The sequence below is a fragment of the Kitasatospora sp. NPDC093102 genome (assembly GCF_040683915.1).
In the GTDB taxonomy this organism is placed as follows: Bacteria; Actinomycetota; Actinomycetes; order Streptomycetales; family Streptomycetaceae; genus Kitasatospora.
On sequence record NZ_JBFBFA010000007.1, the window covers coordinates 128,571 to 141,794 of the forward strand.

12 protein-coding genes and 1 riboswitch are annotated in these 13,224 nt (G+C 73.8%); of the genes, 2 read left to right on the plus strand and 10 right to left on the minus strand.

Going from position 1 to position 13,224, the window contains the following annotated elements; translation table 11 throughout:
• Positions 1–19 precede the first annotated feature (19 nt).
• Positions 20–233: riboswitch (cobalamin riboswitch) on the minus strand.
• 81 nt (positions 234–314) lie between these two features.
• Together AB0O11_RS12765 and AB0O11_RS12770 are read left to right on the plus strand one after the other, a co-directional pair.
• Positions 315–698 carry a metalloregulator ArsR/SmtB family transcription factor gene (locus tag AB0O11_RS12765; RefSeq protein ID WP_363385021.1) on the plus strand — a complete coding sequence of 128 codons (384 nt, stop codon included), beginning with the start codon at positions 315–317 and terminating at the stop codon, positions 696–698.
• 74 nt (positions 699–772) lie between these two features.
• Entirely contained in the window at positions 773–2,446 is a 1,674-nt protein-coding gene (locus tag AB0O11_RS12770; protein ID WP_363385024.1) for a hypothetical protein, read from the plus strand.
• Here AB0O11_RS12770 and AB0O11_RS12775 read toward each other — a convergent pair.
• The 10 genes from AB0O11_RS12775 to mltG form a co-directional block, all read right to left on the minus strand.
• Complete coding sequence (locus AB0O11_RS12775; RefSeq protein ID WP_363385027.1) at positions 2,443–4,452, minus strand: AAA family ATPase; 2,010 nt, start codon at positions 4,450–4,452, stop codon at positions 2,443–2,445. The two genes, AB0O11_RS12770 and AB0O11_RS12775, sit on opposite strands and share 4 nt — an antisense overlap.
• Before the next feature lie 70 nt (positions 4,453–4,522).
• On the minus strand, positions 4,523–4,849 hold the full coding sequence (locus AB0O11_RS12780) for a putative quinol monooxygenase (RefSeq protein WP_363385030.1): 327 nt from the start codon (positions 4,847–4,849) through the stop codon (positions 4,523–4,525).
• Positions 4,850–4,969: 120 nt separating this feature from the next.
• A complete protein-coding gene (locus AB0O11_RS12785) occupies positions 4,970–5,779 on the minus strand; it encodes a DNA-formamidopyrimidine glycosylase family protein (protein WP_363385033.1) in 810 nt (269 codons plus the stop codon).
• Positions 5,780–5,858: 79 nt separating this feature from the next.
• On the minus strand, positions 5,859–6,701 hold the full coding sequence (locus AB0O11_RS12790; RefSeq protein WP_363385499.1) for an AAA family ATPase: 843 nt from the start codon (positions 6,699–6,701) through the stop codon (positions 5,859–5,861).
• Between the two features lie 139 nt (positions 6,702–6,840).
• The gene (gene aroQ / locus AB0O11_RS12795; RefSeq protein WP_224284021.1) at positions 6,841–7,269 is read right to left on the minus strand and encodes a type II 3-dehydroquinate dehydratase; all 429 of its coding nucleotides are present in this window, start codon (positions 7,267–7,269) and stop codon (positions 6,841–6,843) included.
• Between the two features lie 8 nt (positions 7,270–7,277).
• Positions 7,278–8,369 carry a 3-dehydroquinate synthase gene (gene aroB / locus AB0O11_RS12800; RefSeq protein ID WP_224284020.1) on the minus strand — a complete coding sequence of 364 codons (1,092 nt, stop codon included), beginning with the start codon at positions 8,367–8,369 and terminating at the stop codon, positions 7,278–7,280.
• The gene (locus AB0O11_RS12805) at positions 8,362–8,865 is read right to left on the minus strand and encodes a shikimate kinase (RefSeq protein WP_363385037.1); all 504 of its coding nucleotides are present in this window, start codon (positions 8,863–8,865) and stop codon (positions 8,362–8,364) included. Before AB0O11_RS12805 ends, aroB begins: the two co-directional genes overlap by 8 nt.
• A 92-nt stretch (positions 8,866–8,957) precedes the next feature.
• Positions 8,958–10,142, minus strand: coding sequence for a chorismate synthase (gene aroC, locus AB0O11_RS12810; protein WP_363385040.1), 1,185 nt, complete (start codon positions 10,140–10,142; stop codon positions 8,958–8,960).
• A 244-nt stretch (positions 10,143–10,386) separates the two neighbouring features.
• Complete coding sequence (locus AB0O11_RS12815) at positions 10,387–11,217, minus strand: shikimate dehydrogenase (protein WP_363385043.1); 831 nt, start codon at positions 11,215–11,217, stop codon at positions 10,387–10,389.
• A gap of 34 nt (positions 11,218–11,251) precedes the next feature.
• Entirely contained in the window at positions 11,252–13,096 is a 1,845-nt protein-coding gene (mltG, locus tag AB0O11_RS12820; RefSeq protein WP_363385046.1) for an endolytic transglycosylase MltG, read from the minus strand.
• Positions 13,097–13,224: the final 128 nt, after the last annotated feature.

Consider the following 13,224-nt stretch of genomic DNA (forward strand, 5'->3'; position numbering starts at 1 on the left):
GCTCCAGCACCTCGTGGAAAACCTCGTGAGATGCCGTGGCCGGTCTCCTGGCTTACGGGACGCCCGTACCCGCCTTCCCAGGCGCGCGAGGCGCCCAGTGGCTCCGTGGGTACGGCCGACGTTCCTCCGCAGGCGGAGGAACGACCCGATCACAGTGGCGAGGGCCGCTCCGGGCTGGGACCCCTGAGGGTCCGTCACCGGTCTTCCCGAGCACCACGGCGGGCTACACCGTAGGGGCCGGGCCCGACCCGTGCAAGGCTGCGCACCTGCGCAGGTGTCCAGGATCACAGGGATCCGCCTGCAAGAATGTCCGCATGCATCTCGTACCGGCCGACCGCGCGGGCCACCGCACCATCGACGGGCACCGGGTCTGCGAGGCCATCGCCGCGATCGGCGACCCCGCGCACGTCCGGTCCTGGGCCGAGCGGTTCTCCCTGCTCGCCGACCCCGGGCGGCTCGCCCTGCTGCTGGCCCTCCACCGGGCCGGCCCGCTCGCCGTCACCGACCTCGCGGTCGCCACCGGCATGCGCGACCCCGCCGTCTCCCAGGCCCTGCGGCTGCTCCGCACGGCCGGCGTGGTCACCGGCGACCGAGACGGACGAGTGGTGCGCTACCGGCTCGTGGACGACGCCATGCGCCCCCTCCTGGACGAGTGCGCCGCCGCCGAGCACCACGAACCCAGCGCGGCCGCGGGCTGACTCCCCCTCGGGCCGGCCGATTCCCGGGAAGGGCGCGGCGCGCCGGAGGCCGCCCCTGCCAGTACGATCATGGTGTGCCGTCCCACCCCCACGCCTGGCCCGCCGACCGCTGGAACACCGACCCGGTCAAGGCCCGCGTGCTGGCGGTCGCCCGCACCCTCACCTCCGCCACCCGGGTCCTGGACGTCCTCTCCCTGCTGGGCCCGCACGGCATCGACCTCTACTTCACCGTCAACCCCGGTTCCGCCTTCGCCGACCGCGCCCTGGACGAGTACCTCCACGGCCTGCCCGGCTTCACCGTGCTGGACTGGGAGGACGCCGTCCGCCGCCACTTCGACCTGGCCGTCGCCTGCGCCGTCCACTCCTCCATGCACCGCCTGGACGCCCGCCTCGTCGTCCTCCCGCACGGCGCCGGCTACAACCGCCTGGTCACCGAGTCCACCGGCGACACGATCAGCGCCGCCGGCCTGTCCCGCAACGAACTCACCCACCGCGGACGGGTGTTCGTGGACGTCCTCGGCCTCTCCCACCCCGAACAGCTGGACCGGCTGCGGATCTCCTGCCCCGAGGCGCTCGACGTCGCCAAGGTGGTCGGCGACCCGTGCTTCGACCGGATGCTCGGCAGCCGGCGCTCCCGCGACGGCTACCGCGCCGCGCTCGGCGCCACCGGCGACCGACGGCTCGTCGTCGTCAGCTCCACCTGGAGCGAGCACTCGTTATTCGGCAGCCGTCCCGACCTGCCCCAGCGGCTGGTCCGCCAACTGCCCGCCGACGAGTACACGGTGGCCGTCGTCCTGCACCCCAACGTGTGGAGCCGCCACGACCCCGAGGCGCTGCTCGACGACGCCCGCCGGATGGGCCTGCGCCTGATCCCGCCCCACCAGGGCTGGCAGGCCGCACTCGTCGCCGCCGACTGCGTGATCGGCGACCACGGCTCGGTCACCGTCTACGGCGCCGCCCTGGACCACCGCACCGTGCTCGTCGCCACCGGCGCCGCCGAACTCGACCCGCGCTCCCCCAGCTACGCCTTCGGCCAGGCCGCACCCGTCCTCGACCCGGACGGGGACCTCGCCGCCCAACTCGAACTGGTCCTGGCCCAGGACCCGGCCGACCTGAGCGGCATCACCGGCCGATCGCTCGCCCACCGCGGCGAGTCCGCCCGGCTGCTGCGCCCGCTGCTCTACTCCTTCCTGGAAGGACTGGACGAACCCCGGGACGAACCGGCCCTCCTGCCCTACCCCAAGCCCGTCCCATGCCCCGCGGCCACCGAGGGGCCCACCGCGTACGACGTCGAGGGCACGAGCAAGGGCACGGACGTCAGCCTCCGGCGCTACCCCTTCGACCCGAACGACCACACCCCGCGCGGCTTCCACGCCCTGACCGACGAACACCCGGGCGACGCCCTGCGCTACACCGCCGAGGTCCTCGCCCGCACCGAGGTGCACGCCGAACGCCCCGCCACCCGCTGGCTCGCCGACACCGTCGCCGAACTCCCCGGCCTCGCCGTCGCGGTGGCCGCCCTCGGCCCGGCCCGCCATCTGCTCCGGCTGCGCACCGGCCTGCTGTTGGAGGCCCGCGCCGAACGGGAGTGGGGCTGCCCCGACCCCGGCATCGACCCGCTGCTGCTCGGCTCCGCCGTGGCCTGCTGGCTCGCCGACGGCGGTGACCCGGCCGGCCTGCCCGAGCACGGGCTCACCGTCCGCACCGGACGGCACCACACCCGGGTGTCCTTCCGGACGGGGCCCTAAGCCGACAGCTGCCGCAGCCGCTCGCGGCTGTGCTCGGCCAGCCCCTCGTCGTCCAGCTCCTCGGCGAGGGCGAGGAGCAGGGTGTGCGCCTGCGCCTCCTTCGCGTACTGGCTCCGCCTCTCGGCCTGCCGGGCACAGTCCTCTGCGTGGGCGACGGCGAGGTCCAGCTGCCCGAGCGCCCGGTGGGCGCGGGCGCGGACCAGCGGCAGTTTCATCAGCATGTCGTCGTCCCCGGTGGCCACGGCCCGCCCGGTGGCCCCGGTCAGCACGGTCAGCGCCTCCTCGGCGCGCCCGTCGGCGATCAGCGCCTGCGCCAGGTTGTAGCTCTGGACGATCTCGCCGTGGTCGTCGCCCCGGTTCTCCGCCAGGGCCAGCGTGAACCGCTCCACCGCGTCGCCCGGGCGGCCGTCGGCCAGGCAGAGCAGGCCGTCGGTCTCGTAGAGCACCCCGATCACCTGACGGTCGGTCACCAGCGGCACCTGCTCCGTGGCGAGCGCCAGCTGCTCGGCGGCGAGCCGGTACTCCTTGCGCTCGTGGTGGGCGCGGGCGAGCTGGTTGCGCATCCGGACCACGGCGTCCGGCCGGTTGTCCCACTGGGCCGACTCGATGCCGAGCCGGTGGGTCGCGATCCAGTCCTGGTAGAGCTTCCGGCCGTGGTAGAGCAGCCAGAGCGACTCGCAGAGCCGCCACACCTCGCCGTGCCACCCCTGTGCAGCCGCTTCCTCCACCACCGCACGGAAGTTGGCGCGCTCGGCGTACAACCACTCCAGGGCCGCGGTCCCGGAGGGGAAGCCGGGCAGGTCGTCGCCGCTCCGGTCCTGCAGACGGAGGCGCCTCCTGGCCATCGCGCGGTCGGCGACCGACGCCCGGCCCCGGTAGTACGCGACGACACCGGCGAGGAGTCCCCCGCGGTCGGACAGCTCCCGTGTCCGACCGTAGGCGTGCAGCCGCACCACGTCGTGGGCCCGGAAGCGGTTCTCGCGGTCGTCGTCGTCCACCACCTCGTCCAGCAGGTGAACGCCACGCAGCTCCTTGATCGCCCGCTCGGCCCGCTCGACACCGACCGCACGTGCCAGTTCGGCGGACACGAAGGGGCCGGGGTGCACGCCGATCAGGTGGTAGAGCGCCCGCCCCTGTGCCGACAGCCGCTCGTAGACCAGGTCGTACGTCGCGCCGAGATCGTTCTCCTCGTCCTCCAGCACCGCCAACCCGCCCTCCCGGCCGTGGAGTTCGGCCACCACCCGGCCGACCGGCAGGCTGTCCCGGTCCAGCAGCTGGCTCCCTACCGCGTTCAGCGCGAGCGGCAGCCCGCCGCACAGCTCGACCAGTTCCGCCAGTTCCCCGTCGGTGCCCCGCCCGGAGCCCACCCAGCCGCGCACCAGTTCGGCGCCCGCCGTCGCGCTCAGCGGCCCGAGCCGGCGCACCTCGGCGCCGTCCGTCCGCAGCGCGGGCAACCGCCGCCGGCTCGCGACCACCACCAGCCCGCTGAACGGGAGCAGTGCGCGCACCTCCGCGGCGTGCTCGACGTTGTCCAGGAAGAACAGGCACCGGCGCTCGGCGGTGGCGGTGCGGAAGGCCGTGAACCGCTCGGCCTCCACCGCCGGCGGCTCGGTGCCGAGGGCCCGGAGGAAGCCGGCCAGCAACTCGGGGAGGTCCACCCCGCCCTGGTGCCGGTAGGCCTCCAGGTCGGCGTAGAGGTCCCCGCCCGGGAAGTGCTCCCGATGGTCCTCGGTGAACTTGGCGATCAGCTCGGTCTTCCCGACCCCACCGAGGCCGGTGAACACCACGACCCCGAGTCCGCCCTCCCCGACCCGGCCCAAGGCCTCGGTGAGCGCGGCGAGTTCCGGCTCCCGGTTGACGAAGGGACCGTGCGGAGGCCGGATCTGATGCGGCCTCGGCAGCGGCTCCCGATCGTGGAAGTGCACCGATCCGATGTCCCGGGCCTGCACCACATGGCCGCCCACCGTGGCACCTGACACGGTGTTGGCCACCTCGTGCCGTTCCATCCGCCTGCTCCCTCCGGCCGGTCGGCCCCAGCCTACGGGCTGGGCACCCGGCCGGAGGGGCCCTCGGGTGTCACCGGGGAGTGATCTCGCCCATCTCCGCCCAGCCGTCCAGGCCGGGGATCTCGGTCGAAACGATCCGCGGCTTGGCGGACACCGCGTACGACAGTTCCTCCATGGCCTTGGCGAAGTGCGCGGACTCCACGTGCTCCTTGCCCGCGTCGCCGTCGCGGAACGCCTCGACCAGGACGAACTCGTTGGGGTCGTCGACGCTGCGGGACCACTCGAAGAAGAGGTTGCCGGGCTCGCGGCGGGTGGCCCGGGTGAACTCGTCGACCAGGCTCAGCCAGTCGTCGGCGCGCTCGGGGCGGACCGGGAACTTGACCGTAATGAAGATCATGGGACTTCCTTTCGCTCCACGTTCACACGTGGCAGTGCGGACAGGGGCACGCGGCTCGGCGCGCACGGCGTCCATCGTCGCAGGTCAGAGGGCTGCCCACGACACGGGGCCGGGCCCCGCTCACACCGCCTGGCAGGTCGGACACCAGAAGAGGTTGCGGGCGGCGTGCTCCTCCGTCCGCACGTCGGTGCCGCAGACCAGGCAGGGCATGGCGGCCCGCCGGTAGACGTACACCTCGCCGCCGTGGTCGTCGACCCGGGGCGGGCGGCCCATCGCCTCGGGAGTGTGCTCGGGACGGACGGTGTCGATCCGGCCGGCGGTGACGCCCTCGCGCATCAGGGCGACCAGGTCGGCCCAGATCACGTCCCACTCCCGGCGGGTGAGGTCGCGCCCGGCCCGGTGCGGGTCGATACCGTGGCGGAACAGCACCTCGGCCCGGTAGACGTTGCCCACCCCGGCCAGCACCTTCTGGTCCATCAGCAGCGCGGCGACGGTCGTCCGGCTGCCCGATATCCGGCGCCAGGCGGCCTCCGGGTCTGCGTCGGCACGCAGCGGGTCGGGGCCCAGTCGGGCGGCGACGGCGGCCTTCTGGTCCTCGGTGACGAGCGCACAGGTGTTGGGACCGCGCAGGTCGGCGTAGCCGTCCTCGTTCTCCAGCCGCAGCCGGACCAGCCCGACCGGCGCGGGCGCCGGGCCGGTGCCGAAGGTGAAGCCGCCGTAGAGGCCGAGGTGGACGTGCACCCAGGCGCCCTCCTCGAAGCCGAGGAAGAGGTGCTTGCCGGTGGCCTCCGCACCGCTGAGCAGCTGCCCGTCGATCACCTTGGCCTCGTCGGCGAACCGGCCCTGCGGGCTGGAGACCCGCACCGGGCGGCCTCCGAAGGCCTTCCGGTTCTCGGCGGCGAGGCGGTGGATGATGTGGCCTTCGGGCACGGGCGTCAGCTCCTCCGGGCGCTTCGACTGGACCCGTCCATCATCGCAGCCGGCTCCGACAGCTCCGCGACGCCGCAGGTCAGCGGACCGGAATGCCCATCAGCCGGGCCAGGATGACGCGGTCCAGCTCGGCGGCCGTCCCGGCGACGTCCAGGTAGGAGTTGTCGATGATCGGCAGCCCGGAGTTGTACCAGCCGGCCATCCGCCCGTGGATGCGGGCCACCTCCTCGTCCCCGAGGCGGCGGTTGCCGCTGCGCCGGGCGTTGCGGCGCAGCACCGAGTCCAGGCTGGGCAGCAGCACGACCGGGATCATGCCGGGGCCGATGTGCCGCTTCCAGCCGCCGAGGCCGATCGCCGGGCGGTCCGGGAAGACGGCGTCGTCGATGATGCAGGAGATGCCGTTGGCCAGGTAGTTGCGGCAGGCGAAGCCGCAGGTGCGACGGGCCAGCCGGTACTGGGCCTCGGCGGAGTTGTTCCAGCCGGCCTGCGGGTTGGCGAAGCCGGACTGCACCCACTCGCGGACGTCGTCCAGGCTGATGTGCGCGGTCGGGGTGGGCCGCCGCTCGGCCCAGTGGCGGGCGACGGTGGTCTTGCCGGCCCCGGCCGGTCCGATCAGCAGGACGGCGATCGGCCCGGTGGGCGCGTGGTGCTGCGGCGGGCCGGTGGGCAGCTGGACGGGCGCGCCGGACGGCAGCACGAAGTGCCCGGTACCCCCGGCGGGCACCGGCGCGCTCGGCGCCGGAGCGGCCGCGGGGACCGGAGCCCGACGAGCGGCGGGCCCGGGGCCGGTGGGTCCGGGGCCGGTGGGTCCGGGAGCGGCGGGGGCAGCGGGCGCCGGGCGGACCGGCGGAGGGGACGGAGAGGACGGAGGGGAGACCGGCGCCCCCGGGGACGTCCCCCGTGTACCGCCCCCCGGCGGCACCGGCGGACCGACAGGACGCGGCGGGACCTGCCCACCTCCGGCGTACTGCGTCACGGCACCTCCCGACACCTCTCAGCGGGGACACTACACGGCGGCCCGGCGGCGGGCACAGTCCGCCGCCGGGCCACCGCCCGTACCCTCAGCGGGTGGTGAGCTGCTCGGCCAGCGCGCGCAGTGCCAGCTCGTAGGAGCCCAGCCCGAATCCGGCGATGGTGCCGGAGGCCACCGCGGCGATCACCGAGGTGTGCCGGAAGGTCTCCCGGGCGTACGGGTTGGAGATGTGCACCTCGATCAGCGGCGCGGTGCGCTGCGCCGCGGCGTCCCGCATCGCGTACGAGTAGTGCGTGAACGCACCGGGGTTGATCACCACCGGTACCCGGCCGTCCGCCGCCTCGTGCAGCCACTCCACCATCTGCTGCTCGGAGTTGGTCTCGTGCACCTCGACCTCGAAGCCGAACTCCTTGCCCAGCGCGGTGCAGCGCTCGACCAGCCCGGCGTACGAGGTGGCACCGTAGACGTCCGGCTCGCGGCTGCCCAGCCGGCCCAGGTTGGGGCCGTTGAGGACCATCACCCTGGTCACGCGGAGACCTCCGCGTACGCGGCGACCAGCAGCGACGGGTCGGGGCCCTCCAGCACGGAGGTCTTGCCCAGGCCGTCCAGCACGATGAAGCGGATCAGGTCCCCGCGCGACTTCTTGTCGATCTTCATCGCGTCCAGCAGCTTCGGCCAGGCGTCCGCCCGGTAGCTCAGCGGCAGACCGACCGAGGCCAGCACGGTGCGGTGCCGGTCGGCCGTCTCGTCGTCCAACCGCCCGGCCAGGCGGCCGAGTTCGGCGGCGAAGACCATGCCGATGGAGATCGCCGCGCCGTGCCGCCACTTGTACCGCTCGTTGCGCTCGATGGCGTGGCCGAGGGTGTGGCCGTAGTTGAGGATCTCGCGCCGACCGGACTCCTTGAGGTCCCCGGAGACCACGTCGGCCTTGACCTGGATGGCCCGGCGGATCAGCTCGACGGTGTGCGGCCCCGCCGGCGACTTGGCGCCCTCCGGGTCGGCCTCGATCAGGTCGAGGATGGCCGGGTCGGCGATGAAGCCGCACTTGATGACCTCGGCCAGGCCGGAGACGTAGTCGTGCCTGGGCACGGTCTCCAGGGTGCCGAGGTCCGCCAGCACGCCCACCGGCGGGTGGAAGGCGCCGACCATGTTCTTGCCCTCGGCGATGTTGATGCCGGTCTTGCCGCCGACCGCCGCGTCGACCATGCCGAGCAGCGTGGTGGGCATGGAGATCCAGCGCACCCCGCGCAGCCAGGTGGCGGCGACGAAGCCGGCCAGGTCCGTGGTGGCGCCGCCGCCGAGGCCGACGATGACGTCGCTGCGGGTGAAGCCGGTCTGCCCGAGCACCGACCAGCAGTACGCGGCGACCTCGGCGCTCTTGGCGTCCTCGGCGTTGGGCACCTGGAGCGCGATGGCCTCGTAGCCCTCGCCGAGCAGGTCCTCGCGGATCGCGTCGGCGGTGGCGGCCAGCGCCTCCGGGTGGATGATCGCGACCCGCTTCGCCCGGGCGCCGATCAGCGGCGCCAGCTCGCCGAGCAGCTGGTGCCCGATCAGCACGTCGTACGGGTCGTGGCCGGCGCTGCCGCCGACGTGGATCCTGACGGTGGTGTCAGTCATGGGGGGTCTTCAGCTCCAGTGCTTCCAGTACGGCGTCCGCGACCTGCTCCGGGCTGCGCCCGGCGGTGTCGACCACGGCGGTGGCCACCTCCAGGTAGAGGGGGCGGCGGGCCTCCATCAGCTCGCGCCAGCGGGCCCGCGGGTTGATGGCCAGCAGCGGGCGCGGGGCGTCCAGGCCGACCCGCTTGACCGCGTCGGCCAGCGGGACCTCCAGGAAGACCACCGGCAGCTCGCGCAGCAGCGCACGGGTGGCCTCGGCCAGCACCGCGCCGCCGCCGAGCGCCAGGACCCCGTCGTGCCCCTCGGCGGCCGTGCGCACGGCGGCCGCCTCCAGCGCGCGGAAGTGCGGCTCGCCCTCGTCGACGAAGATCTCCGGGATGGGCTTGCCGGCCGTCGCCTCGATGTCGGCGTCGGTGTCCCGGAAGCCGACACCCAGGCGCTCGGCCAGGGCCCGCCCGACGGTGGACTTGCCGCTGCCGGGCGGGCCGACCAGCACGACGACGGGCGAATTACCCCCGGCCCTCGCTTCGCTCGGCCGACGGCTTCGCCAAGCGGCCCCTTCTTCCGGTCGCTCGCTCCGCTCGCTCATTATCGGATGATCAGATTGTCGAGGTAGCCCTGGACGTTGCGGCGGGTCTCGGAGACGTTGTCGCCGCCGAACTTCTCGTTCACCGCGTCCGCCAGCACCAGCGCGACCATCGCCTCGGCGACGATGCCCGCGGCCGGCACCGCGCAGACGTCCGAGCGCTGGTGGTGCGCCTTGGCCGGCTCGCCGGTGCGCACGTCCAGGGTCCGCAGCGCCCGCGGCACGGTGGCGATCGGCTTCATCGCGGCGCGCACCCGCAGCACCTCGCCGGTGGACAGGCCGCCCTCGGTGCCGCCGGAGCGGCCGGAGGTGCGCTTGACGCCCTCGGAGGTGGGGACGATCTCGTCGTGCGCCTTGGAGCCCGGCACCCGGGCCAGGTCGAAGCCGTCGCCGACCTCGACGCCCTTGATCGCCTGGATGCCCATCAGCGCGGCGGCCAGCCGCGCGTCCAGCCGGCGGTCCCAGTGGACGTGCGAGCCGAGGCCCACCGGCACGCCGTACGCCAGCACCTCGACCACGCCGCCCAGGGTGTCGCCGTCCTTGTGGGCCTGGTCGATCTCGGCGACCATCGCCTTCGAGGCGTCGGCGTCCAGGCAGCGCACCGGGTCGGCGTCCAGCCGGGCCTCGTCCGAGGGCAGCGGCAGCAGGCCGGCCGGCGCCTTGGCGGCGGCCAGCTCGACCACGTGGCTGACGATCTCGATCCCGGCCACCTCGCGGAGGTACGCGCGGGCGACGGCGCCCAGCGCGACCCGGGCGGCCGTCTCGCGGGCGCTGGCGCGCTCCAGGATCGGCCGCGCCTCCTCGATCGAGTACTTCTGCATGCCGGCCAGGTCGGCGTGACCGGGCCGGGGGCGGGTGAGCGCCTCGTTGCGGGCCAGGCCCGCCAGCACCTCGGGGTCGACCGGGTCGGCCGACATGACCTGCTCCCACTTCGGCCACTCGGTGTTGCCGACCATGATCGCGACCGGGCTGCCCATGGTCAGACCGTGCCGGACGCCGCCGAGGAAGGTCACCTCGTCCTGCTCGAACTTCATCCGCGCCCCGCGGCCGTAACCGAGCCGGCGGCGCGCCAGCGCGTCGGCCACCACGTCGGTGGTGACCGGTACACCGGCGGGCAGGCCTTCCAGCGTCGCGACGAGTGCGGGGCCGTGCGACTCCCCCGCCGTCAGCCAGCGCAACGTACCCAACGGAGCTCCTTCATCAGCGGACCGGACCTCGGCACCGCCGGGGCCCGCCCGGGCGTGCCTTGTACCTGAATCCTTTCATGCCCCAGCAGCACCTGGGGGCACAGTCCGCGTGACGGACGGCAACCGGCCACGATCCGGCCGGGAGCGGCCCGGGAACCCGCCGGAGGGCGGGCCCGGCACCCGGTCCCACGGCCGGGAACCCGGCCCGACGCCGGAGTCCGCTGCCGGAGTCCGCGGCCAGGGCTCAGTGCCTGGCGAGCGCCTTCTCCCCCGCCTCGCGCATCGCCGCCAGCGGCCCGGGCGTCCGCCCGGTGAAGGCCTCGCTCTGCAGCACCGCCTGGTGCACCAGGAGGTCCAGCCCGCCCAGGACGGTCGCCCCGCGCCCGGCACAGGCGGCCGCCAGCGCCGTCGGCCACGGGTGGTACAGCACGTCGAACAGCGCGCCCGGCTCGGCGGGCAGCGCGTCGGCGAAGACGTCGGTCGCGCCGACCGGCGTGGTGGAGACGGTCAGCGGCCGGGCCAGCGCCTGCGCGCCGCGCTCCCAGTCGGCGGTGCGGACGGCCACGCCGAGCCGCTCGCCCAGCTCGGCCATCTCCCGGGCCCGCTCGGCGCTGCGCACGTAGACCGTCACCTCGCCGGTGCAGATCTGGGCGAGCGCGGCCAGCGCCGAGGAGGCGGTGGCCCCGGCGCCCAGCACGGCCGCCTCGGGCACCTCGGTGATCCCCCGCTCGCGCAGCGCGTTGACCAGCCCGGGAACGTCGGTGTTGTCCCCGGTGCGCCGGCCGTCGGCGGTGAACACCACGGTGTTCACCGCGTCCACCGAGCGGGCCGTCGCGCTGACCTCGTCGAGCAGCGGGATGATCGCCCGCTTGAGCGGCATGGTGAGCGACAGCCCGGCCCACTCGGCCTCGTCCAGGGCGGCGACGAACCCGGGCAGCCCGGCCTCGTCGACCTCGAAGCGGTCGTAGCGCCAGCCGTCCAGCCCGAGCGCCGCGAAGGCGGCGCGGTGCAGGTCCGGCGAGAGCGAGTGGGCGATCGGCGAGCCGAGTACGGCCGCCCGGTGCTTGCTGGTCAACGCTGCCTCTCCGCGAACTGTCTTCCGACCGGGGCTACTTCTTGGTCGTGCAGTGGCCACGCGCCTCGTCGAAGCCGTTGCCGGCCGCCAGGCAGAACTCCTTGACGTTGGCGTAGTGCTCCTTGCTCGTCTCGGCGAACCGGGTGCTGGTCGGGGACATCGCGATGAAGTACAGCCACTTGCCGTCCGCCGGGTGCAGCACCGCGTTGAGCGCGTCGTCGCCGGGATTGGAGATCGGACCGGGCGGCAGGCCCTGGTTGATGTAGGTGTTGTACTTGTTGGACGCGTCGTCCATGTCCTTCCTGTCGAGCTCCTTGCGGCCCAACGAGTACTGGAGCGTGGTGTCCATGCCGAGCCGGTGGTTGATCTCGCCGCCGGCGGCCAGCCGGTTCTGGATGGTCTTGGCCATCTTGGCGAAGTCCTCCGGGTTGTTGCCCTCGCGCTGGAGGATGCTCGCCTCGATGAGCACCTCGTAGCCGCTCTTCAGCCCCACCGTGGCGGCCTGGGAGTCCAGGCCGGCGTACTTCTCGGTGGCGTTCTTCACCATCTGCTTGAGCAGGTCCTCGGGCTTCATGCCCTCGGCGATGTTGTAGCGCGTCGGCCAGAGGAAGCCCTCGATGTTGCCCTGCGCGTACGCCGGCAGGCCGAGGTCGTTGACCTGGGCCTTGGCGACGCCCGCCGTGGTGCCCGGCTGGAGCTTCAGCTTGCTGTCGATCAGGGTGTAGATCTCGGTGGAGTTCTTGCCCTCCGGGATCACGATCGCCGCGCCGCCCGCCTGGTCGAGCAGCTCCTTGAGCGCGGCGGCGGCCGACATCTCCTTCTTCAGCCCGTAGTAGCCGTACTGGATGGTGCTGCACTTGGGCTCGGCCTTGCAGGCCGCGGAGAACGCGTCGACGCTCTTGACCACGCCGGCGTTCTTCAGCGCCAGGCCGATCTGCCCGCCGACCGCGCCCTTCTTGACCTCGACCTGGACGGGAGTGGTGCCCTCGCCGGTGAAGTCCGGCGCGGGGCCGAAGTGGTCCTGCCAGAAGCCGTAGCCCCACCAGCCGGCCCCGCCCACGGCGCCGAGCAGCACCAGCGCGACCAGCAGGCAGGCGCCGCCGTTGCGGCGGCCCGACTTCTTGCCCTTCTCCTTGCGCTTCTTCTGGGCCTCGCGGGAGTCGTCCTGTTCCCCGAGGAAGCCGGCCTCCCCGGCCTCGGCGTGCTCGTCGAGGTACCCGTCGTCCTCGTGGCGGCCGTCCTCCTGGCCGTCCCACTCGTCCGTCCCGCCCTCGCGGGCGGCGCCCACCGGGTCGGCACCGGCTTCCAGCGCGGCGGCCTCGGCCTCCCAGTCGATCCCGTCCGGGCCGGGGCCGGCGGCCGGAGCGGGCTCCGCGGCCGGCTGCGGCCGGGCCTGCTGCCGCTGCGCCTGCGCTGCCTGCTGCGGCTGGACCTGCTGCTGCGGCACCTGCGGCTGGCCGCCGGGGAAACCCTGCTGCGGGTAGCCCTGCTGCTGCACCGGCGCCTGCTGCTGGGGCATCTGCTGCTGCGGGTAGCCCTGCTGCACCGGCTGCTGCTGCGCGTACCCCTGCTGGGGGTAGCCCTGCTGCGGCACCTGCTGCGGGTAGCCCTGCTGCTGCATCTGTTGCTGGGGCACCTGCTGCTGCGGGTAGCCCTGCTGCGCCATCATCTGCTGCTGCATCTGCGGCGTCATCTGCTGCTGCGCGTACCCCTGCTGCCCGTCCCCGTACGGCTGCTGGGCCGCCTGGCCCTGCTGCGGGTAGTGCTGCTGCCACTGGCCGTCCTGCTGGCCGGGGACCGGCTGCCGGCCGTCGTACCCGGGATCACCGGGGTGCCACGGCTCGCCCTGGGGGCCGTAGCCCCCACCCAGATCGGTCATCGATCCCCTTAACCGACGGTGACGGCCGGAGGATCAAACCGGCCGTCCGGGACGACGCAGTCCCGGCTGATTCTCGAACCGGCGTGCTAGCGCAGCGCCTGGAGGGAGACGTTACCGTACCGCAGCCC

Excerpts from the sequence above, each read along its gene's own strand:
- AB0O11_RS12765 (WP_363385021.1), top strand. The coding sequence starts at position 315 with ATGCATCTCGTACCGGCCGACCGCGCGGGCCACCGCACCATCGACGGG.
- AB0O11_RS12775 (WP_363385027.1), bottom strand. The coding sequence starts at position 4,452 with ATGGAACGGCACGAGGTGGCCAACACCGTGTCAGGTGCCACGGTGGGC.
- AB0O11_RS12780 (WP_363385030.1), bottom strand. The coding sequence starts at position 4,849 with ATGATCTTCATTACGGTCAAGTTCCCGGTCCGCCCCGAGCGCGCCGAC.
- aroQ (WP_224284021.1), bottom strand. The coding sequence starts at position 7,269 with ATGGTCCTCAACGGCCCCAACCTGGGCCGGCTGGGCAGCCGCGAGCCG.
- aroB (WP_224284020.1), bottom strand. The coding sequence starts at position 8,369 with ATGACTGACACCACCGTCAGGATCCACGTCGGCGGCAGCGCCGGCCAC.
- mltG (WP_363385046.1), bottom strand. The coding sequence starts at position 13,096 with ATGACCGATCTGGGTGGGGGCTACGGCCCCCAGGGCGAGCCGTGGCAC.